Origin of the sequence: Amycolatopsis orientalis DSM 40040 = KCTC 9412, assembly GCF_000478275.1 — a bacterium.
Lineage (GTDB): Bacteria > Actinomycetota > Actinomycetes > Mycobacteriales > Pseudonocardiaceae > Amycolatopsis > Amycolatopsis orientalis.
Window position 1 is genome coordinate 219920 of the sequence record NZ_ASJB01000015.1, and the last position, 21413, is coordinate 241332.

General features: G+C 69.8%; 15 protein-coding genes. 5 read left to right on the plus strand and 10 right to left on the minus strand.

Features of this window, described 5'->3' with window-relative positions:
• Nucleotides 1–7: 7 nt before the first annotated feature.
• Nucleotides 8–1252, plus strand: coding sequence for an alpha/beta hydrolase (locus L324_RS03455; RefSeq protein ID WP_037304026.1), 1245 nt, complete (start codon nucleotides 8–10; stop codon nucleotides 1250–1252).
• A 52-nt stretch (nucleotides 1253–1304) separates the two neighbouring features.
• Here the strand turns inward: L324_RS03455 and L324_RS03460 are convergent, their stop codons facing one another.
• The 3 genes from L324_RS03460 to L324_RS03470 all read right to left on the minus strand — a co-directional run bounded on the left by L324_RS03460 (nucleotide 1305) and on the right by L324_RS03470 (nucleotide 7451).
• On the minus strand, nucleotides 1305–2486 hold the full coding sequence (locus L324_RS03460; RefSeq protein WP_037304027.1) for an SWIM zinc finger family protein: 1182 nt from the start codon (nucleotides 2484–2486) through the stop codon (nucleotides 1305–1307).
• On the minus strand, nucleotides 2486–5260 hold the full coding sequence (locus L324_RS03465; protein ID WP_081736171.1) for an SCO1167/SCO6262 family helicase: 2775 nt from the start codon (nucleotides 5258–5260) through the stop codon (nucleotides 2486–2488). The genes L324_RS03460 and L324_RS03465 overlap by 1 nt, the downstream gene beginning before the upstream one ends.
• Before the next feature lie 115 nt (nucleotides 5261–5375).
• Complete coding sequence (locus tag L324_RS03470) at nucleotides 5376–7451, minus strand: acyl-CoA dehydrogenase family protein (RefSeq protein WP_037304028.1); 2076 nt, start codon at nucleotides 7449–7451, stop codon at nucleotides 5376–5378.
• A 170-nt stretch (nucleotides 7452–7621) separates the two neighbouring features.
• Between L324_RS03470 and kstR the strand changes: the two genes are divergently transcribed.
• Entirely contained in the window at nucleotides 7622–8269 is a 648-nt protein-coding gene (gene kstR / locus L324_RS03475; RefSeq protein ID WP_037304445.1) for a cholesterol catabolism transcriptional regulator KstR, read from the plus strand.
• Nucleotides 8270–8383: 114 nt separating this feature from the next.
• Here kstR and L324_RS03480 read toward each other — a convergent pair whose 3' ends face one another.
• Genes L324_RS03480 through icmF form a run of 3 tightly spaced genes read right to left on the minus strand, consistent with a single transcriptional unit; the run spans nucleotide 8384 to nucleotide 13494 of the window.
• On the minus strand, nucleotides 8384–9373 hold the full coding sequence (locus tag L324_RS03480) for a TIGR03557 family F420-dependent LLM class oxidoreductase (RefSeq protein ID WP_037304029.1): 990 nt from the start codon (nucleotides 9371–9373) through the stop codon (nucleotides 8384–8386).
• Entirely contained in the window at nucleotides 9370–10215 is an 846-nt protein-coding gene (locus tag L324_RS03485; protein WP_037304030.1) for an LLM class F420-dependent oxidoreductase, read from the minus strand. The genes L324_RS03480 and L324_RS03485 overlap by 4 nt, the downstream gene beginning before the upstream one ends.
• 42 nt (nucleotides 10216–10257) lie before the next feature.
• Complete coding sequence (gene icmF, locus L324_RS03490; protein ID WP_037304032.1) at nucleotides 10258–13494, minus strand: fused isobutyryl-CoA mutase/GTPase IcmF; 3237 nt, start codon at nucleotides 13492–13494, stop codon at nucleotides 10258–10260.
• Nucleotides 13495–13629: 135 nt separating this feature from the next.
• Between icmF and L324_RS03495 the strand changes: the two genes are divergently transcribed.
• The 3 genes from L324_RS03495 (at nucleotide 13630) to L324_RS03505 (ending at nucleotide 15316) form a co-directional block, all read left to right on the plus strand.
• Nucleotides 13630–13968, plus strand: coding sequence for an ArsR/SmtB family transcription factor (locus L324_RS03495; protein ID WP_037304034.1), 339 nt, complete (start codon nucleotides 13630–13632; stop codon nucleotides 13966–13968).
• On the plus strand, nucleotides 13961–14614 hold the full coding sequence (locus L324_RS03500; protein ID WP_037304037.1) for a DUF899 domain-containing protein: 654 nt from the start codon (nucleotides 13961–13963) through the stop codon (nucleotides 14612–14614). Before L324_RS03495 ends, L324_RS03500 begins: the two co-directional genes overlap by 8 nt.
• 144 nt (nucleotides 14615–14758) lie before the next feature.
• Nucleotides 14759–15316, plus strand: coding sequence for a dihydrofolate reductase family protein (locus tag L324_RS03505; protein WP_037304038.1), 558 nt, complete (start codon nucleotides 14759–14761; stop codon nucleotides 15314–15316).
• 37 nt (nucleotides 15317–15353) lie between these two features.
• On the opposite strand, the gene L324_RS03510 is transcribed toward L324_RS03505, so the two are convergent.
• The 4 genes from L324_RS03510 to L324_RS03525 are packed head-to-tail and all read right to left on the minus strand — an operon-like array spanning nucleotide 15354 to nucleotide 20589.
• Entirely contained in the window at nucleotides 15354–15917 is a 564-nt protein-coding gene (locus L324_RS03510; protein ID WP_007033694.1) for a GTP-binding protein, read from the minus strand.
• 28 nt (nucleotides 15918–15945) lie between these two features.
• A complete protein-coding gene (locus L324_RS43405; protein WP_235783388.1) occupies nucleotides 15946–16692 on the minus strand; it encodes a DUF742 domain-containing protein in 747 nt (248 codons plus the stop codon).
• 7 nt (nucleotides 16693–16699) lie between these two features.
• On the minus strand, nucleotides 16700–17152 hold the full coding sequence (locus tag L324_RS03520; protein ID WP_037304041.1) for a roadblock/LC7 domain-containing protein: 453 nt from the start codon (nucleotides 17150–17152) through the stop codon (nucleotides 16700–16702).
• Complete coding sequence (locus L324_RS03525; protein ID WP_037304042.1) at nucleotides 17149–20589, minus strand: nitrate- and nitrite sensing domain-containing protein; 3441 nt, start codon at nucleotides 20587–20589, stop codon at nucleotides 17149–17151. The genes L324_RS03520 and L324_RS03525 overlap by 4 nt, the downstream gene beginning before the upstream one ends.
• Nucleotides 20590–21413: the final 824 nt, after the last annotated feature.

Genomic DNA, 21413 nt, shown 5'->3' on the forward strand with positions numbered 1-21413 from the left:
GGCTCCCATGCAGCCGAGTTTCGTCCTCCGCCAGGCACTCCAGCTCGCGCTCACCGCGAACGCGCTCAAGCCGCCGCGCAACGCCCGGACGGCGGTCCCGGCGTTCTTCGCGGGCTGGCTCACCGGGGAGCTCGCGCCGCATCTGCTCGCGCTCACCGCGGCCGACGCGGCGGCGCACGTCGCGCGGCACCGGGGCGGGTCGAGCAAGGCCGGTCTCGCGCTCGCGGCCGCGTCGGCGGCCGGGCTCGGCACACTGATCGCTCAATCCCAGCGTGCCCGCGGCGAGATCGAGACCGCGCTCACCGAAGGCATCGGCGATGCCTACACCGGCGAGCTGGCGCATCCGCCGAGCCCGACCGACCTCGCGACACCGTGGGGCCAGCTCGCCCTGCCGTTCCGCATGCGCGACCCCGAGGTGCGGCGGAAACGGAACATCGCGTACGCGCCGGGCGGGAAGCGGTTCCTGCTCGACGTCTACTCCCCGCGCGAGCCGGTCACCGGCGCGCCGATCCTGCTGCAGGTGCACGGTGGCGCGTGGGTGATCGGCAACAAGGACCAGCAGGGCCTGCCGCTGATGCTGCACATGGCCAAACGCGGCTGGATCTGCGTCGCGATCAACTACCCGCTCTCCCCCGCCGCCCGCTGGCCCGCGCATATCGTCGCGGCCAAACGCGCGCTGGCATGGATCAGGGACAACGCCGAGTCCTACGGCGGAGACCCGTCGTTCGTCGCCGTGACCGGCGGTTCGGCGGGCGGGCATCTCGCGGCGCTGCTGGCGCTGACCGCGAACGACCCGGCGATGCAGCCCGGCTTCACCGAGGCCGACACGAGCATCCAGGCGTGCGTGCCGCACTACGGCGTGTACGACTTCGCCGCGACCAGCGGACGGCGCTCCAGCCAGGCCCGGCTGAAGACACTGATCGCCCGGCACGTCTTCGAGGCGGACAGAGATCCGGTGAACTTCCTCGACGACTACATCGCGGCCTCGCCGCTGGACCGGATCACCGAAGACGCGCCGCCGTTCTTCGTCATCCACGGCGTCCATGACTCGCTGGTGCCGGTGGGCGAGGCCCGTGAATTCGTCCGGCGCCTGCGGGAGACGTCCAAACGCGAGGTCGCCTACGCGGAACTCTCCGGCGCGCAGCACGCCTTCGACGTCTTCCCCTCGATCCGCAGCGCCCACGTGGTCCGCGGGGTCGAACGGTTCCTGGAGTGGAGCTACCGCACCTGGCGGCGGTCCACCGCCTCGTGAGTGGTGATGACGGTTAGAACCGTCATCACCACTCACGAGGCCAGGGTCAGGGTCAAGGTGGGTAGATCACGTCGGCCGGACGGGCGGACGACGGGCCGTCGACCCGCCAGCCCTCGCCGTCGCGCACGAAGCGGTACCAGCGTTCGTCGCGGCCGTAGCGCAGTTGCAGGTCACCTTGGGTGATCCGGTTCCGCCAGGTCTTCGGCTCCCCCGGCAGCCCCGATTCGGCCAGATCCGCCCTGGCCCGCACGAGCGGCGCCTGCCCCGGACGCCAGGCCTCCCGGACCACCGCCATCCCGCCCCTGCCCGCCTCACCCCAGGCCTGCACCCAGGCGGATAGCTCACGCACCGGGACCTGAGCGGCCTCGGCGAGTTCGGCGATCGTGTCCGGACGCCCGGCGGCGCGGCGGGCGAGGTCTTCCTCGAACGACAGCTCGGTGTCCTCTCCGGGCCCCATGACCAGCAGTTCCCACGCCCTCGCGGCGGCGTCGGCGGCGAGTTCGGCGAAGGTGTCGCCGCTCCAGCCCGTGCGATGCGGCGGATCGAGGTCGAGGACGGCGGGCGGTCCGACCGTCCCCGGGACGGCGGGTCGCGGCGGCAGTGCGGCGATCCGCCGGGTGTAGGCGCGTTTCGGGTCCACGCCGGGCGGGGCGGGGGCCCGCACCCGCTTGCCCTGCGCGCTCGCGGGCGCCCGGCGGGACCGCAGTTCCGCGAGCACGGCCTCCCGCGGACGGCCACGGAGCAGGAACAACACGAACGGATCGGCGTCGACCTCGTCCGCGACCAGGTAGTACACCGCCGCCACGTGCTTGCACGGGTTCGCGCTGTCGGGGCAGGAACACTTCGGACGGAGATCGCCGGGGCCGGGCAGCAGATCCGCGCCGGCGGCCCGCGCGTCCTCGGCCAGTTCGCCGGGGAGTTCGCCGTCGAGGAGGGCGGCGACATGCCCGAGCCGCGCACCGACCATGCCGAGCAGCTTCTCCCACTGTTCCCCGGTGAACGCCCGCATGTGGATCGTCACCCGGTAGGGCAAGGCGCGGCTGCCCTGCACCCGGGCCGTCACCTCGCCCGTGCCAACGGCCAGGTCGCCGACCGTGCCCTTGCGCGCGTACGTGCGCCCGCGCGGCAGCCGATTCGGGTCGAGTTTGGCGCGCTCTTCCAGCGCTTCGACCCACGCCTTGCCCCACCACGTGTTGCCGAAGGTCCGCCGCTTCCGCCTGGTCACGCCGGTCATCAGGTCTCCCCGAGCCGGACGAGGTCGGCGAGTTCGTCGTCGGACAATTCGGTGATCCAGTTCTCGCCCGCGCCGATGACCGCGTCGGCCAGTCCGCGTTTGGTCTCCAGGACGGTGGCGATGCGTTCCTCGAGCGTGCCTTCGGCGATCAGCCGGTGCACCTGGACCGGCCTGTCCTGCCCGATCCGGTACGCGCGGTCGGTGGCCTGGTCCTCGACCGCCGGGTTCCACCAGCGGTCGTAGTGGATCACGTGGGTGGCCTTGGTCAGGTTGAGCCCGACGCCACCCGCCTTGAGCGACAGCAGGAACACCGGGACCTCGCCCGCCTGGAACCGGGCGACCATCTCCTCGCGGACCTTGGGCGTACTCGATCCGGACAGCAGCATCGTGGGCAGCCCGCGTTCGGCGAGACGTTTCTCCAGCAGGCGGCACAGCTGGACGTACTGGCTGAACACGAGCACGCTGTCGCCCTCGTCCAAGATGACGTCGAGCAGTTCCTCGAAGGCGGCGAGCTTCCCGGAGCGGCCGTGCAGCACCCCGGGTTCCTTGAGGTACTGCGCCGGATGGTTGCAGATCTGCTTGAGCTCGGTGAGCAGCTTGAGCACCTGGCCGCGCCGCGCCACCCCGTCCAGTTCGCGGATCATCGCGAGGTTCTCCCGGACCACCGCCTCGTACAACGTCGTCTGCTCGGCGGTGAGCGGGACGAACCGGTCGGTCTCGGTCTTGCGCGGCAGTTCGGGGGCGATGTCCGGGTCGGTCTTCTTGCGGCGCAACAGGAACGGCCGGACGGTCGCGGCCAGCCGTTCGGTCGCGGCGGTGTCGCGGTTTCGCTCGATCGGCCGGGCCACCTTGCGGCGGAACCCGTCGAGCGAACCGAGCAGCCCCGGGGTCGTCCAATCGATGATGGACCACAGTTCGGTGAGCCGGTTCTCCATCGGCGTCCCGGTCAGCGCGACCTTCGCGGCGGCCGGGATCTTCCGCAGTTCCTTGGCCGTCACCGAAAGCGGGTTCTTGACGTGCTGTGCCTCGTCGGCGGCGATCATCCCCCAGTCCACTTCGGACAGTGTCTCGCGGTCCCGGCGGAGGACGCCGTACGTGGCGAGCACGACCTCGTCCGGCGCGACCTCGTCGAGATGCCGTCCCCCGCCGTGGAACCGGCGCACCGGGATCTCCGGGGCGAACCGGGCGAACTCCCGCTCCCAGTTGCCCAGCAACGACGTCGGGCACAGGACGAGGGTGGGCCCCTCCTTGAGCGGCCGCCGGTGCAGGTGCAGGGAGATGAGCTGGATCGTCTTGCCGAGCCCCATGTCGTCGGCGAGGCAGGCACCGAGACCGAGTCCGGTCATCGTGGCCAGCCACGCCAGGCCCGCCTTCTGGTACGACCGCAGGGTGGCGCGCAGGTCCGCGGGCTGCTCGATCGGTTCCGCGGCCGAGTCGCGGATCCGCTGGAGCAGCCCGGTCAGCGCCGACGGGGCGGTGAACTCGACCTTCTCACCGTCCAGCTCCAGTTCGCCGGTGAGCGCCGCGGCCAGGGCCTCCGCCCCGGACAGCTTCTTCGCGCGTTGAGCCCGCACCTTCGCGAGCAGGCGCGCGTCGACCTTGATCCACTTGCCGCGCAGCCGCACCAGCGGCCGTTTCGCCTCGGCGAGCGCGGTGACCTCCGCGTCGGTGAGTTCCTCGTCCCCGACGCTCAGCCGCCAGCGGAACTGCAGCAGGCTCTTGAGCGTGAATTCGGGCCCGGTGACACTGCCGGGCGCCTGAGTCGCGCTCGCCTTCGCCTTCAGTTCGCCCGCGAAGAGGTCCTTCGGCCATTGCACCTCGATGCCGGCGCCGCCCAGCGCCGCGTCACCGTGGGTCAGCAGGTCGACGACCTCGTCGTACTCAAGCGCCAGTTCGGCGGGCGCGGCCGACCGCAGCATCCGGCCCAGCGGCGCCCACGCCCGGGCGCCGCGCCGGAGCCCCAGCAGCAACTGCGTCTCGACCTGTTCGCCCATCCGTTCCAGTACCGCTTCGGGCGCGTCCCACAGCGTCGCCGCCTCGACGATCAGACTCGGGTCGGCCGCGCTCCGCACGGCGAGGACGGCGGCGAACGTGGGCTCTTCTTCGGGGTTCTCGGGCTCGTGCACCTCCATGCGCAGGACAAGATGCGCGCCCTGGGCCTGCCGGGCGCTCAGTTCCGCGAGCCAGGCGGCGCCGTCGGGCCCCACCAGTGTCGGCTCGGCCGCCGCGAAGGCCGGGCCGCCCGCCGTGACCCGCGCGGCGGGCGTGCGCACCAGCACGTCCGCCGTCGCGTCCCAGAGCGCGCGGATCAACGACTCCGGCGAGTGCAGCCGGATCCGTTTCACCCCGGACAACGGCAACGCGTGCGCCTCCGGCGGCAGCGCGGCGGCGAGCCCGCGCAGCAGCTCCTCGTCGGCGACGTCGAGCGGGCCGACCCGCCACGAATCCACCCCTCCGGGTGAGGCCGCGGGCAGCAGCCTGCCCCGGGCGATGAGGTTCACCCCCGCCTCGGCGACGGCCGACCACGCGGCGATGGCCGGGCTCAGCTCGCCTTCCGCTGTCAGCAGCCGGGGAATCGCGCGTGACAGCGGGACGAGTGCCGCGTCGACCTTCGTGCGCCGGAAGACCTTGTTCTCCTTGCCCGCCGGAAGCACGAGTTCGATCGCGGTGTCACCCGCCACGTCGTCTCCCCAGAGCGCCAGAAGTCCGTCCCGCGGGGGATCCGACGGGACGAAGGTGGCCTGGGTCGCTGTGCCGAACTCCACGACCCGCACGCTAGAGCACGGGACCGACAGGCGGCGGACAGCGGTGCCATGAAAGGTCCTTTCCTGGCAAATTTTGCCAGGAAAGGACCTTTCATGGCGTGCCGCGAGGCCGTGACCGGGACTTTCAGGACCGCGGGAGCCCCAGCAGCCGTTCGGCCGTCAGCGAGAGCAGCACCTGTGTCGTGCCGCCCGCGATACTGAGGCACCGGGTCAGCAGGAACTCATGCTGCGCCGGATCCCCGGCCACGAGGGCGTCCGCACCGAGCGATTCCAGCGCGAACTCCGCCACCGCCTGCCGGTGCCGGACACCCAGCAGTTTGCGCACACTCGACTCGGCACCCGGGTCCTGGCCGTCGAGCCGCCGCAGCGTCGCCCGCAGGTCCAGCACCGAACAAGCGCTGCCTTCGGCGATCAGCGCACCGAGTCTTTCCTGGTCGGCCTCCTCACCGGCGGTGGCGAGCAGTTTCTCCACGCCCTCCCCCACCGCGGACCCGCTGCCGAGGGCGACCCGTTCGTTCGCCAGCGTCGTCCGCGCGAGCCGCCAGCCGCCGCCGACCTCGCCGACCACCTGGTCGTCCGGGACGAAGACGTCGTCGAGGAACACCTCGTTGAAGACGGCGTCACCGGTGATCTCGCGCAGCGGGCGCGTGCTGATCCCGCCGGCGGTCATGTCGACGAGGAAGTACGTGATGCCCTGGTGTTTCGGCGCGTCCGGATCGGTGCGTGCCAGGCAGATCGCCCAATCGGCTTCGCGCGCGAGCGAGGTCCACACCTTCTGGCCGTTCAGCAGCCAGCCGCCGTCCACGCGCCTGGCCGTCGTGCGGAGCGACGCGAGATCCGAGCCCGCCTCGGGCTCGCTGAACAACTGGCACCAGGTGATCTCGCCGCGCAACGTGGGCGCGGCGAACCGTTCCCGCTGCGCCGGGGAGCCGTGCTCCAGCAAGGTCGGCACGGCCCAGGCGCCGATGACGAGATCTGGGCGGCGGACACCCGCGCCGTCGAGGGCGGCGTCGATCCGCAGTTGCTCGGCGGCCGTCGCGCCCCGCCCGTACGGCGAAGGCCAATGCGGCGCCAGCAATCCGTTGTCGGCCAGCGCGATCCGCCGGGCGGGCTCGGGCAGGGCGGCGATTTCCCCGACCAGGTCACGGAGTCCGGTGTCCTCCCCGACGTCGACGTCCAGCGTCCGGCGGTCGCCGCGCACAGCGAGACCGGCCGCGCGACGGCGCCAGCGCGCGGAGCCGCCGAGCCACTGCCGCAGCGCGACCGCGCGGCGCAGGTAGAAATGCGCGTCATGCTCCCAGGTGAAGCCGATGCCGCCGAGGACCTGGATGCAGTCCTTCGCGTTGGCCACGGCCGCGTCGAGCGCGTAGGCCGCCGCCGTCGCGGCCGCGAGAGGATGCTGCGCCGGGTCGTCGACGGCCCTCGCCGCGTCCCAGGCGAGCGCGTCGGTGGCTTCGGCCCGGCAGAGCATTTCCGCGCAGAGATGCTTGATGGCCTGGAACGACCCGATGGGACGACCGAACTGCTCCCGCACTTTCGCGTATTCGACGGCGGTCCGGAGACACCATCGAGTGATCCCGGCGGCCTCGGCGGCGCCGAGCGTGGCCGCGTAGGCGTCCACGGGCAGCGACTCGAAAACCGCTTCGGGCCGCACGCCCGTGCACCGGATCCGGCCGACCGGCCGGGAGATGTCGAACGGGTCTTCCGACGTGATGTCCACTCCGGACGTCCCAGGTGGAATGAGCGCGGAGAGGTCCCCGTCGGAGACCAGCGCCCACGCCGACGGGTGCACGTCGAGAGCCGGTCCCGACGCGCCGTCGACGACCGAATCCGAGATACGGAGGCCGGGGCCGAGCACCACCGCCAGCCGTTCGGTCCCGTCCGCGAGACCGGGCAGGATCTCCTTCGCGGCTTGGGGAACCGTCGCGAGCAACGCGCCGCCCAGCGCCGTCCCGAGGACAGGACCCGGTACGAGCGCTTCGGCCGCTTCGGCGAGCCCGGCGGCGAGATCGGCGAGCGTCCCGCCCGCGCCGCCGACGTCTTCGGGGATCGCGACGCCGAACAGGCCGAGTTCCGCCAGCCCCGGCGGCGGCCCGGCGATCCGTCCGCTTCGGACGGCGTCGACCGGCCGGGCGGCGGCCGCCCACGCCCGGATCGACGCGGCCAGCGCCGCCTGTTCTTCGGTGAGCGCGATCGACACGGGTGGGACCTCCTCGCGGTGACCTACCGGCGAGTGTAGAACGTGTTACAGTTTCTTGCCCAGTGGGTCGCGACTTGAACCGTTCGTCCGCTTAGGTACGCTACGCGGGGAAAGTGGAACAAGTTCCGAAGCTCGGTTGGATAGAGCGGTTCGACGAAGGGGGCGTGGCGATGCCAGGGAAGGCCAAGGCACCCACGAGCGCGAAGGCGCGAAGCGGCAACGGTCTCTCCGCGCTGGGCGGCGAAGAACTCGGCTCCGCGGCACAACGCGACCGGCGCCGCCGCATCATCGACGCGACCCTGACCCTCGCCGCGAAGGGCGGGTACGACGCGGTCCAGATGCGGGCGGTCGCCGAGAAGGCGGACGTCGCGCTCGGCACGCTGTACCGCTACTTCCCCTCGAAGATCCACCTGCTCGTCTCCGGGCTGGCGAGGGAATTCGAACGCGCGCAGGAGAAACTCGAACGCGCCGCGATTCCCGGCGACACCCCGAGCGAGCGGCTGATGTTCGTCCTCGGCCGCAACACCCGGCTGATGCAGCGCGACCCGCACCTGACCGAAGCCATGGTCCGCGCGTTCATGTTCGCCGACACCACCGCGGCCGCCGAGGTCGAGCAGGTCGGGCGGCTGATGGAGAACATGTTCGCCAAGGCCATGGGCATCGAGGACCCGACCGAGGCCGATCGCGACATCTTCCACGTCATCGCCGACGTCTGGATGGCGAACCTGGTCGCCTGGGTGACCCGGCGCGCCTCCGCGGCCGACGTCGCGAACCGGCTGGAACTGTCGGTGCACCTGCTGCTGGACAAGAACGACTGAAGGGCCCTTTCCCCTCATCTGACGCGATGAAGGGCCCCTTCCCCACATCCCACGCAGCGAAGGGCCCCTTCCCCACATCGCATGCGGGGAAAGGGCCCTTCAGCTCCCGAGGCGTCAGGCGGTCAGCTTCGGCAGCACATCCCGCCCGAAGGTCTCGATGAACTCGTCCTGGTTCCGGCCCACGTTGTGGATGTAGATCCGGTTGAAGCCGGCGTCGATGAACTTCTGCAGCGACGCGCGATGCACGTCCGGGTCGGACGAGACGACCATGCGGCCCTCGAAGTCCTCACGCCGCACCAGTTTCGCCATCTGCGCGAAGTCGAACGGCGAGCGGATGTCGGCCTTCGGGAACTTCATGCCGCCGTTGGGCCACTGGTCCATCGCGTTGGCCCACGCCGTCTCGTCGTCCTCGGCCCAGGACAGGTGCACCTGCAGCAGTTTCGGCATCGAGTCCGGGTCCTTGCCCGCCTTGCGCGCGCCGGTGCCGAAGTTGTCCAGGATGCCCGCGAGCTTCTCGATCGAGGCGCCCGGCGTGATCAGTCCGTCGGCGAGTTCCCCGGTCTTGCGCGAGGTGTACGGGCCCGCCGACGCGATGTAGATCGGCGGTGGCTCGTCCGGCAGGGTCCACAGCCTGGTGGTGTGCAGTTTGAAGAACTCGCCGCTGTGCTTGACGTCCTTGCCGGTGAACAGCTTCCGGATGACCTCGAGTGCCTCGAACATCCGCCGCACCCGCTCGGGCGCCTCGGGCCAGTAGCCGCCGATGACGTGTTCGTTGAGCGCCTCGCCGGAGCCGATGCCGAGCCAGGTCCGGCCGGGGTAGGTCGCCTCCAGAGTGGCCGCGGCCTGCGCGACCATCGACGGGTGCAGCCGGAACGACGGGCAGGTGACGCCCGGTCCGAGGTCGCCGGTGGTGTTCTCCGCCAGCGAGGCGAGCACACTCCACACGAACGAGGCCTCGCCCTGCTGCGGAACCCAGGGCTGGAAGTGGTCGGCGGCCATCTGGCCGGAGAACCCGTGCTGTTCGGCCAGCGCCGCCAGCCGGATCGACTCGCGCGGCGAGAACTGCTCCAGCGCCGCGGCCAAGCCGATTTGAACCTCAGTCACGCCTGTTGCCCCTTTCGAAAGCTCTCGGCGACCTTCGCGAACTGGTCGAGTCGTTCCAGTGTGGCCGCTTCGGGCTCTGTCGGCAGGAAGAGCGTGGCCTCGTCGACGCCGCCCTCCACCAGCCTGCTCAGCGCCGCCTCTTCCGGGGAGGCACCGAAGGCGGAGAACCTGATGTCACTCCGGCCCTGGTCGGCCAGCCACTGGCGCGCCCGGCGGAGTTCCTCCGGCGGGGTCTGCGCGTGGGGCAACCAGCCGTCGCCGAACGCGGCGATCCGCCGCATCGCCTTCTCCCCCGCGCCGCCGATGTAGATCGGCGGATGCGGCTTCCGCACCGGTTTCGGCCACGCGAAGATCGGGTCGAAGTCGACGAGCTTGCCATGGAATTCGGCCTCGTCCTTCGTCCAGATCTCCTTCAGCGCGGCGAGCTGCTCGTCCACGAGCGCGCCCCGGGTGCGCGGATCCGTGCCGTGATTGCGCATTTCCTCCCGGTTCCATCCGACGCCGACGCCGAACAGGAACCGGCCTTCCGAAACCAGGTCGAGTGAAGCGACCTCTTTCGCCGTGTGGATGACGTCGCGTTGCTGCAGCAGCGCGACGCCCGTGCCCAGTTTCAGGGTCGACGTGGCCACGGCCGCCGCCGTCAGCGCGACGAACGGGTCCAAGGTCCGGTAATAGATCCGCGGCAGTTCACCGCCGCCCGGGTACGGCGACTCCCGGCTGACCGGGATGTGGGAATGCTCCGCGATCTGGAGCGAGCTGAACCCCCGCTCCTCGACCGCGGCCGCGAGGACGTCCGGCCTGATGCCTTCATCGGTGATGAAGGTGGCGATTCCGATCTCCATGTTCAGCAACTACCCGAACACGCCCCGCGATATTCCCGTCCGCTAGACGTTGCGGCGGTACTGGCCCCCCACCTCGAAGAAAGCCTCGGTGATCTGGCCGAGCGAGCACACCCGCGCCGCGTCCATCAGCACGCCGAACAGGTTGCCGCCGCGGGTCGCCGCCTCGCGCAACGTCTTGAGCGCCACCTGCGCCTCGTCGTGGTGCCGTCGCTGGAAGTCCTCGAGCCGCTCCAGCTGCGACCGCTTCTCGGCCTCGGTCGCCCGCGCGAGTTCGACCTCGACGTCGTCCTCGCCGGCGTTCGGGTTGCGGAAGGTGTTGACGCCGATGATCGGCAGCGTCCCGTCGTGCTTCTGGCGTTCGTACAGGATCGACTCGTCCTGGATCTTGCCCCGCTGGTAGCCGGTCTCCATCGCGCCCAGCACGCCGCCGCGTTCGGAGATGCGGTCGAATTCCAGCAGGACGGCCTCTTCGACCAGGTCGGTCAGCTCGTCGATGATGAACGAGCCCTGCAACGGGTTCTCGTTCTTCGACAGGCCCCACTCCTTGTTGATGATCATCTGGATGGCCATCGCCCGCCGGACCGAACTCTCCGACGGCGTGGTGATCGCCTCGTCGAAAGCGTTGGTGTGCAAGGAGTTCGCGTTGTCGTACAACGCGCACAGCGCCTGCAGCGTGGTGCGGATGTCGTTGAAGCTCATCTCCTGCGCGTGCAGCGACCGGCCGGAGGTCTGCACGTGGTACTTGAGCTTCTGCGAGCGCTCGTTGGCGCCGTAGCGCTCCCGCATCGCGACCGCCCAGATCCGCCGCGCGACCCGGCCCAGCACCGAGTACTCGGCGTCCATCCCGTTGGAGAAGAAGAACGACAAGTTCGGCGCGAAGTCGTCGATGTCCATCCCGCGCGCGAGGTAGCTCTCGACGTAGGTGAACCCGTTCGACAGGGTGAACGCCAGCTGCGAGATCGGGTTCGCCCCCGCCTCGGCGATGTGATAGCCGGAGATCGACACCGAGTAGAAGTTCCGGACGCCGTGCTCGATGAACCATTCCTGGATGTCGGCCATCATGCGCAGGCTGAACTCGGTGGAGAAGATGCAGGTGTTCTGCCCCTGGTCCTCCTTCAGGATGTCCGCCTGCACAGTGCCGCGGACGTTGCGCAGCGCCCATTCGCGCAGCTCGGCGGCCTCGGCTTCGGACGGCGCGCGGCCGTGCTCGGCCTTGAACGCCTCGACGCGCTGGTCGATCGCGGTGTTGAGGAAGAAGGCGAGGATCGTCGGCGCCGGGCCGTTGATCGTCATCGACACCGACGTGCTCGGCGACGTCAGGTCGAAGCCGTCGTAGAGCACCTCCATGTCCTCGAGCGTCGCGATGGACACGCCGGAGGTGCCGACCTTGCCGTAGATGTCGGGACGGGTGTGCGGGTCGTGACCGTAGAGCGTCACGGAGTCGAACGCGGTCGAGAGGCGCTTCGCCTCCGAATCGGCCGACAAGAGTTTGAAGCGCTTGTTGGTACGGAAGGGATCGCCCTCGCCGGCGAACATCCGCGCCGGGTCCTCGCCCTCGCGTTTGAACGGGAAGACGCCGGCGGTGTAGGGGAAGTATCCGGGCAGGTGCTCGCGGCGCAGGAACGACAGCAGCTCACCGGATTCGGTGTAGCGCGGCAGCGCCACGCGCGGGATCCGGTTGCCGGACAGCGTGTCGCGCCAGAGCTGGGTGTGGAGTTCCTTGTCGCGGATCTTCACGACCAGCTCGTCGGCGCGGTAGGACTCGGCGAGTTCACGGAAGCGCGCCAAGAGGTTCGTCGCTTCACCGTCCACATCGGACTCGGCGGCGGCGAGCAGGCCGTCGAGCGCGTCGGTGCTCGCGTCGACGGCGGCCAGCGCCTCCTTGGCGGCGGCGAGGTGCTCGTACTTGCGCAGCGCGGCGACCTGCTGCTCGGTCTTGGCGTGGTAGCCGCGGAGGGTTTCGGCGATCTCCGCGAGGTAGCGCGACCGGTTGGCCGGGATGATGGTGCTGGCGTCGGTGGAGACCTTGCCCTCGACCTTCGGCAGCACGCCGGGCGAGACGGTCAGGCCGCGTTCGGCGAGCGTGTCGCGCAAGTGCTGGTAGAGCGCGGTGACGCCGTCGTCGTTGAACTTCGCGGCGCTGGTGCCGTAGACCGGCATGTCCTCTGGCGAGGAGCTGAACGCCTCACGGTTGCGGACGAGCTGACGCGCGACGTCGCGGCGGGCGTCCTCGGCGCCCCGGCGCTCGAACTTGTTGATCGCCACCGCGTCGGCGAAGTCGAGCATGTCGATCTTCTCCAGCTGCGACGCCGCGCCGAACTCCGGCGTCATGACGTACAGCGACTGGTCCACGTAGTCGACGATCCCGGCGTCACCCTGGCCGATACCCGGCGTCTCGACGATCACGAGGTCGAAACCGGCGGCCTTGCAGGCGAGGATCGACTCGGAGAGCCCGGCGGGGATTTCGCCGCTGGTGGTCCGCGTGGCCAGCGAACGGAAGTAGACGGGGCTGCCGTCGAGGCAGTTCATCCGGATGCGGTCGCCGAGCAGCGCTCCCCCGCCCTTGCGGCGCGACGGGTCGACGGCCAGTACGGCGATGCGGAGCTTGTCCTCCTGGTCCAGCCGGAACCGGCGGATCAGCTCGTCGGTGAGCGACGACTTGCCGGAACCACCCGTTCCGGTGATGCCCAGGACCGGCACCTGCCGCGCCTTCGCGGCCTCGGTGATCGCGTCGAGCCACTCCTTCGGGAGCGATTCGCGCTGAAGCTGGGTGATGACGCGGGACAACGCCGGGATGTCACCCGAAAGCAGTTTGTCCAGCGAGCCGGGCGACTGCGCGGACAGGTCCGTGTCGCAGGCCTTGATCATCAGGTTGATCATGCCGGGGAGGCCCATCTCGTAGCCGTCCTCCGGCGAGAAGATCCGCGCGACACCCCGTGAGTGCAGCAGCTCGATCTCCTCGCGGACGATGACCCCGCCCCCGCCGCCGAACACCTTGATATGCCCGGCTCCGCGTTCGTTCAGCAGCTCGACCAGGTAGCTGAAGTACTCGACGTGCCCGCCCTGGTAGGCACTGATGGCCACACCTTGGACGTCCTCGGCGATGGCCGCGGTGGCGACCTCGTCGACCGAACGGTTGTGCCCCAGGTGCACGACCTCCGCGCCCTGCGACTGCAGGATGCGCCGCATGATGTTGATGGACGCGTCATGCCCGTCGAAGAGGCTCGACGCCGTCACGAAGCGAACGGGGTTCACGGGGCGGTGCAGTTCGCTGCTCATCCCTCCAAAATACTTGGACTTCCTACTGTTTTAAACCCATCCACTCGCGTGATGGCGCTCTCACTCGTCCTTGACAGATCAACTCGCACCAGTATATTCAACCTAAAGGTTAAACAACCGATTGATTGAGCAGCGATGACCACTGATCAGCTCAGCGCCACGTTCGCCGCACTGGCGGACCCCACCCGGCGGGCCATCCTCGCCCGGCTCGCCACCGGCGAGGCCAGCGTCAACGAGCTGGCCGAGCCCTTCCCGGTCAGCCTCCAGGCCATCTCCAAACACCTGAAGGTGCTCGAACGCGCGGGCTTGATCAGCCGGAGCCGGACCGCGCAGTGGCGGCCCTGCCGGCTGGAGGCCGCCCCGCTCGGCGACGTCGCCGACTGGGTCGAGCGGTACCGGCGCTTCTGGGAAGGCGGCTTCGACCGCATGGAACAGCACCTCGCGGAACTTCAGAAAGGCGAACGAAATGACTGAGACCGCCACACTGCCGGAAGTCGTCCCGGCGAAGGACTGGCAGATCGCACGAGACGCGTTGCTGGTCAAGGAGAAAGAACTCAGCCGCGCCGCGGACGCGGTCGCCGCCGAACGGCGAAGGCTCCCGATGGTCCGCTTCGACAACACCTACGAGTTCGAGGGACCCCAGGGCCGGGTCACCCTGCTGGACCTGTTCGAGGGACGACGCCAGCTGATCGTCTACCACTTCATGCTCAACCCGGGCCAGAAGGCGGGTTGCCCCGGCTGCTCGATGGTCGTGGACAACATCGGCCACCTCGCGCACCTGCACGCCCGCGACACCACGCTGTACGTGGTCGCGCCCGCGACGCTGCCCGAAATCGAGCGGTACAAGGAGCGGATGGGCTGGACCGTCCCGTGGGTCTCGACCGCCGGCGACTTCAATCCGGACTGCGGCATCGACGGCGGGTTCGGGGTCAGTGTCTTCCTGCGCGACGGCGACGACGTGTTCCGGACGTACTTCACCTCCGGCCGCGGCGCCGACCAGCTGGTGGGGACGCTGCGGTACCTGGACCTGACGCCGTTCGGGCGCCAGGAGTCCTGGGAGGAGTCCGGCCGGGGGACCGACGGCCCCGGGCACTGGTGGAAGCGGCACGACGAGTACTGAGACTCTCGCATTTAGTCCTCTGGATGCGCCCGGGACGCATCCAGAGGACTAAATGCGAGAAGGTATGTCGAGAACCCCGCGACGGCTCCGACCCCTCGGTGTCCGGCGCCCGGAAGGCGGGCGCCACACCGAAGGGATCCAGCCATGCGCAAGCTCGTCTACTTCGTCCACACCTCGCTCGACGGCCACATCGAGGGCCCGGACGGCGAGTTCGACTGGCCCGCGATGGGACCCGGCCTCTCCGCGCACTCCCAGGAACTCAACGACCGCGCCGACACCCTCGTCTACGGGCGTCGGGTGTGGGACATGATGTCGTCGTACTGGCCGCGGGCGGAGGAGCTCTCGGATCACCCGCACGACCTCGCGTACGCGCCGATCTGGCGGAAGACGCCCAAGATCGTCTTCTCGACCACGCTGGAAAAGGCGGAGTGGAACACCGAGGTGATCGGGGGCGACCTCGCCGAACGCGTCACGGAACTCAAAAGCGGGCCCGGCAAGGACCTGCTGCTGATGGGCGGATCCGAACTGGCCACCGCGCTCGCCGACCGCGGCCTGATCGACGAGTTCCACGTCGTCGTGCACCCGGTGGTGCTCGGCGGCGGCAAGAAGGTGTTCGGGGGCGGCGTCCGGACGGATCTGCGGTTGACCGGCACCCGCACGTTCGACGAGCGTGCGGTGCTGCTGACCTACGAAGTGCGGTGAAACCCGGGCGGCAGCCCCTACGCTGCCGCCGTCAGGATCACCTCGCGTTGCTCGCGCGCAACGCGATCCACTGCCGCATGGCGTATTCGACCAGCGTGATCAGCGTCTGCTTGGTCGACTCCCGCTCCCGGGCGTCGCAGCGGACGATCGGGATGTTGGGGTCGATCGACAGCGCCTCACGCACGTCGTTGATGTCGTGCTCGAGGATGCCGTCGAAGGTGTTCACCCCGACGATGTAGGGCAGGCCCCGGTCCTCGAAGAAGTCGATCGGCGCGAACGAGTCGGCCAGCCGCCGCGTGTCGGCGAGCACCACGGCGCCGATCGCGCCGCGGACGAGGTCGTCCCACATGAACCAGAACCGCTGCTGTCCGGGCGTGCCGAACAGGTAGAGGATCAGGTCCGCGTCGAGCGACACCCGGCCGAAGTCCATCGCGACCGTGGTGGTCGATTTGTTGGGCGTCTGGTCGAGGTTGTCGATCCCCCGACTGGCGTCCGTCATCATCGCCTCGGTGGTGAGCGGCACGATCTCCGACACCGAACCGACGAAGGTCGTCTTACCCGCACCGAAGCCACCCGCCACGACGATCTTCGCGGATGTCATGGTCGGGGGCGCGGTTTCCCGCGGTGCCTTAAAGCCGACGGAGTCCACTCAAAACCCTTTCCATCAACACCAGATGTGCCTCGGCGCCGTCATTGCCCGAAATCGTCTTGTGCACGCTGACCAGTCCCGCGTCCGCCGCGTCACTGATCAGCACGCGTGCCACACCCAGCGGTACGCGCAGGGTCGCCGCGATCTCGGCGACCGAACGCGGGGTCCGGCACTCCTCGATGATCGAAACGCACTCGATCTGCTCCATGGCCACCGCGGGGAGGCTACCCGCGGCGACGTGGTCCTTGGTGGAGATGAGCGTCTCCAGCTCAAGAGCGTAGTTCGCCTTGGTCCGGCCGCCGGTGAGGGCATAGGGACGGACGATCGCCGTCTCTTCGAGCGGCGACGGCCCCTGCTCGAACACGGCGGGCATGATGAACTCGCCACTGGGCGGGCCCGGGTCGAAAAGACCACCTGGTCTCGGCCCGACGGCACCTGCGCCGCTGTCGGGTGGAGAAGCAAGTGAGGTCACGCGGTCTCCTTGATCGGTCGGCTGCGGGACTGCCGATTCCCCGGCGGCGTGCGCTCCGCCCGCCGGGAAATCCTGGGACTGCTTGCTCTTCTTGCGCTTCCGACGACCACGGCCCGAATCCAGGGTGAAGCCGTTCAGGACGTCGGCGAAAGTGCCGTCGTCCCGTGAACCGGCAGCATTGGCAGCCCCCGCGCGCGGGGGCTGGTGTTCACCCGACCCCGGCGATTCGCCGAGGGACCCGGACCCAGTGCTCATCGGGACATCATCCCACCGGTTCGCCGATCAGCGACCCACCGGCGCCCTGCAATTGTGCGCGGAGTTCCGGCGTGAGGATCTGGCCGACGCGGTCGACGAGCATCGTCATCTCGTAGGCGACCTGGCCGATGTCGCAGTTCGGGGCGGCGAGGATGGCCAGGCAGGAGCCGTCGCTGATGGACATCAGCACCATGATGCCCAGTTCCATCTCGACGACGGTCTCGTTGACCGCGCCAGCCTCGAAACACCGCGCGGCACCCTGGGTCAGGCTCACCAGGCCGGACGCGACCGCGGCCAGCTGGTCGGCCCGGTCCAGCGGGAGCCTGCTGGACGCGGTGAGCAGGAGGCCGTCCGCCGACACGACCACGGCGTGCGCCACTCCTGGCACCCGCTCGGCGAAGTCATTCACCAGCCACCCGAACTGGTTCTGCTGGGGCTGGGCCGGGCTCGGCGAGGTCATTCACCCTCCAGGGTTTCGTGGTTGGCTTCGGTCGCCTGGGCTGTGTGGTGCCGTCCGCGCTGGATGCCCTGCTGGAAACTGCTCAGGCGACCGCGCACGTCGTGCGCGTCCCGCTGTGGTCGGGGGGCGACCGCCCCGGCGGGCGGTCCCGCGCTGCCCGGGAGCAGTTGCTCCCCGCGACGGCGCCTGGGTAATCCTGCCGAAGTCGTTTTCGAGGGCACGGACTGGGACACCGCTTGGGCGGCCTTCCAGCCCGCGTCGGATCCGAAGTTCCACGCGTCGGTCTGCTCGGCGGCGGCGACCGGCTCCGGTTCCGGCGCCGCTGCCTGCAGGTTCTTCTCCGGACGCCGGGTCGGCAACACGGCGGGCGGCGAAACCGGGCGAGTGGCCGTCTCCGGCGCCTTCGGGGTCTCGGGCGCCTTGGTGGCTTCGGGCGTCGTCGCGACCTTGGGGGTCTCGGCGGTCTCGGACGCGGGGAGCTGCGAGGTGGCGGGCGCGGCCTTGCCCGCGGCCTCCTTGCGGCCCCGTTTGACGCCCTGCTGGAAACTGCTCAGCCTGCCGCGCACGTTCGCCGGGTCGCGGACCGGCAGCTCCGACTTCGCGGCGGGTTCGGCGGCCGGGACCGACGACGTCGCGCTGCCCGGCAGCAACTGCTCGCCCTTGCGACGGCGCGGCAGCCCGGCCTGGGTGAACGTCGACGGGGTGGTCCGGGAGACCTCCTGGACCGTGCGGAAAGCCTTGTCGCTGGCGAAATCCCAGTTGCGGGCCTCTTGCTCGTCGGCGGAACCGGCTCCGGCCGCGGGCTCGGCGGCCTTCTTCTCCTCGGGTTCCTTCCCGCCCGGCTTCTCCTTCTTGCCGGCGGGTTTGGCCGTGGCCTTCTCCGGTGCGGGGGCGGGAGAACGGAACCACGCCGAGAGCATCTCGTCGAAGATCGGCGTCGTCTCCGACGCGGTGGGCGGCGGCGCCACCGGAGGCGGCGTGGTCGCCTGATTCCACCATTCGCTCAGCGTGGTGCTGTTCTTGGCCTCGAACAGTTCCTTGCCGCTGGGCAGCTCGCCTTCCGACGCGACGGGCGCGGCCTGCTCCGCTTCGGCGGCGGGCTTCTCCGCCTCCTTCGCGACCGGCTCGGGCTCCGGCTCCGGCATCCGGGGCTGCGGCGCCGACGGCGGCTGGGCGGGCGGGGGTGTCGTCTGGTCCTGGGGGATCGGGCTGAACAGCGCCGTTCCCGAGATCTCCGCGGCCGACGGCGGCCGCGGCTCCTGGGTGTGGGTGTGCCCGTTCAGCCCGGATTTGGTGTGACCGGCCAGATCGTTCGCCGACGGCCACCGGTCGCCACCCTGCGCGGGCACGTTCGGCATTCCCGGCCGCGACCCGTTGACGGGCCGCTGGCGGCGGGGCAGGCCGCCCGGCTGCTGCGGCGGCACCGGCGCGAGGCGCTGGGTGATCGGGCCGGTCGCGGGACCGGGATCCCCGGGCGGCGCCATCACGAGGTCCGCCGGGACCGAGACGGTGGCGCGCACGCCGACGATGTCCTTGCCACCGTGCAGCGAGACGCCGATCCGGTGCCTGCTGGCCAGCCGCCCGACCACGAACAGGCCCATCCGGCGCGAGGTGGCGAGGTCGACGTTGGGGGCCTCGGTGAGCCGGGCGTTGGCCTCGGCGACCTCGGCCTCGTTCATCCCGATGCCCTTGTCGAGGATGTCGATGCCGAACGAGCCGTCTTCGAGGAGCCGGGTCGCGACGGTCACCTGGGTCTCCGGCGCGGAGAACGCGGTGGCGTTGTCCAGCAGTTCGGCGATCAGGCGCATCAGGTCGTTGGCCGCGTACCCGACCAGCCGGACCGGCGGCGGGTTCTGCACGGTGACCCGCTGGTACTGCTCGATCTCGGACACCGCCGCGCGCACCACGTCGGTGGCAGAGACCGGCTGGCCGGACCGCCTGCCCGGTTCGGCGCCCGAGAGGACCATCAGGTTCTCGTTGTTGCGCCGCATGCGGGTGGCGAGGTGGTCCAGCTGGAACAGCGTGGCGAGCTGGTCGGCGTCCTCTTCGTCGCGCTCCAGCCGTTCGATCAGCTGGAGCTGCCGCTGCACGAGGCTCTGGCTGCGCCGGGAGAGGTTGACGAACACGTTGCTGTAGCCGGTCCGCATCGAAGCCTGCTCGGTGGCCAGGCGCAGCGCCTGGTGGTGCACCTTGTCGAAGGCCCTGGCGACCTCGCCGATCTCGTCGTCGCTGCCGACGGGGACCGGATGGACGTCGGTGCCCTGCGAGCGGCCTTCCTGGATGTTGCGGACCGCGTCGGGCAGCTGCTTCTCGGCGACGTCGAGTGCGCTGGCGCGCAACAGTTTCAGCGAGCGCAGCAGCTGGCGGGTGATGAGGAAGACGACGGCGACGGCGAGCACCATCGCGCCGAACAGCAGGACCGCGAGCAGGCCGGCGCCGCTGCTGGCGTCGTCGACCAGTTCGGCCGAGACCGAGGCCGCCTGCGCGCCGAACTTGTTCGCGACCTCGCCGAGTTTGGTGATCATCGCGTTCGAGGCGTCGTTCCAGCCCTGTGCGGACAGCGTGCGGAACGCCTGATCGGCGGGGACACCCTGGTCACCGAGCGCGGTTTTCGCGAGCCTGTCGCGGGTTTCCATCGTGTCGTCGCTGACGGCCGCGCCGAACTCCTGGCGCTGCTGCTCCGAAGCGGCGGCGCGGAAGTCGGTGAAGCGGTCGGCCAGCCGCAGCTCGGCGGTGCGCACCTGGTTGAGCTCGCTCGGCGCGAGACCCGAGCGGGCGATCCCGAAGGAGATCAGGGCCTGGCTCAGCGACACCTGTTCCTTCATCACCGCGAGGTCGTGCAGCGCGGCGGGGGTGCCGCCGAGGACGTCTTCACTGGCGCCCGCGGTCAGCGCGGTGTCGAGGGCGAGCAGCGCGGTGGTGACTTCGGTGTACTCGCCGATGGCCTGGACGGGGTCGAGCTGCCCGGCGGAGGCGCGCTGGCGGATGTCGGCCAGCTTCTCCAGCTGGGCGGCCGCGGCGTCCCGTGCCTGGCGGAGCGACGGCTCGTTCTCGACGGCCCTGGTCGCGGCGGCCCGGTACAGCGGAACGGCCGTGTCGACGTCGGCACGGGCGGACGCGAGTTCGAGGGTGCCGCCGACGGTGCCGGCGGTCAGCCCGGCGGCGGACTGGGTGCGTTCGCGTCCGAGCCCGTCGGCGAGGGTGCGGATCTGCGCGCTCAGCGCGACGAGGCGGTCGAGCCGCTGATAGCCGTCGGAACGGCCGACCTGGCCGGCGATGGTGGCGATGCCCAGCGCGAGCGCGATGAGGATCGGCACCAGCGTCACGGCCGACAGTTTCACCGGCAGGCTCCAGTCCCGCCAGCGCACGAGCGCACGCCAGCCGGTGGCCCACCTCGATGGCCGGGGAGTGCGTCCCAGCAGCTCCCCGACAGGCACTTGGCCTTCTCCTGCAACGGTCACGTAAGTGACTCCCTGTCCGGCGTCTTGGCACGGTCTGAGGCGTCCGTTCCCGCGAGGAACCTTCCTGCGGGGAACTCGGCCCCGGCCTGACCACGTGATCGATCGCGACGTGAGAGACCCGGTCCGGCGATCCGGGTGGCCACGTCGCCACCGATCCGCTTCGGAAGGTCTTGCACCTGCACGTGCAGGTCGCAACCTGCGAAGTGCATGGTCATCGAGATCAACTTGTCTTTGCCAATCGATCACTGCGGGTCAGCCGGGCCAAAGAATCGTACACCAATCCGGGTACCGTCAATTCCGTTCAGTACACGGGTGCTGACCTGGGAAAAGTGTATCCCTGAACGATGTACAAGGCACGAAATCCGTCTTCACGGCACAAACGAGGGAATTCCGGTTACGCGGTGCGCCGATACCCGGGGTGCCCGGGTCACCCGAACAGCCTACGCACGGTAGCCGCGTCGCCCGGTCGAACTACTGTCCGTGCCACCAATGGGTGGGTCAAGCCCAAATGTGTGCCCAATGTTGTGGCCTTGCCGTTCCGGTCGGCTGGATGTCGCCCGACGCGGGTGATTTCTTTCGGGATACCCCGTGAGCCAGGGGATCTTCCCCGGTCCGCGATGGCGGGCACAGTATCGAAGCCCGTCGCGACCGGGAAGCGAAACTACGATCTGTCACCACAACGAGGGACACAGCGTGGCCGGCCTCCACCGTTTGCCGCAGTGGGCCGTTCGGGCGACGACCGCGCGTGACAATCGGGCTCACTATTACGAGTGATAAAGCCCGATCATTCCGGCCGAAAC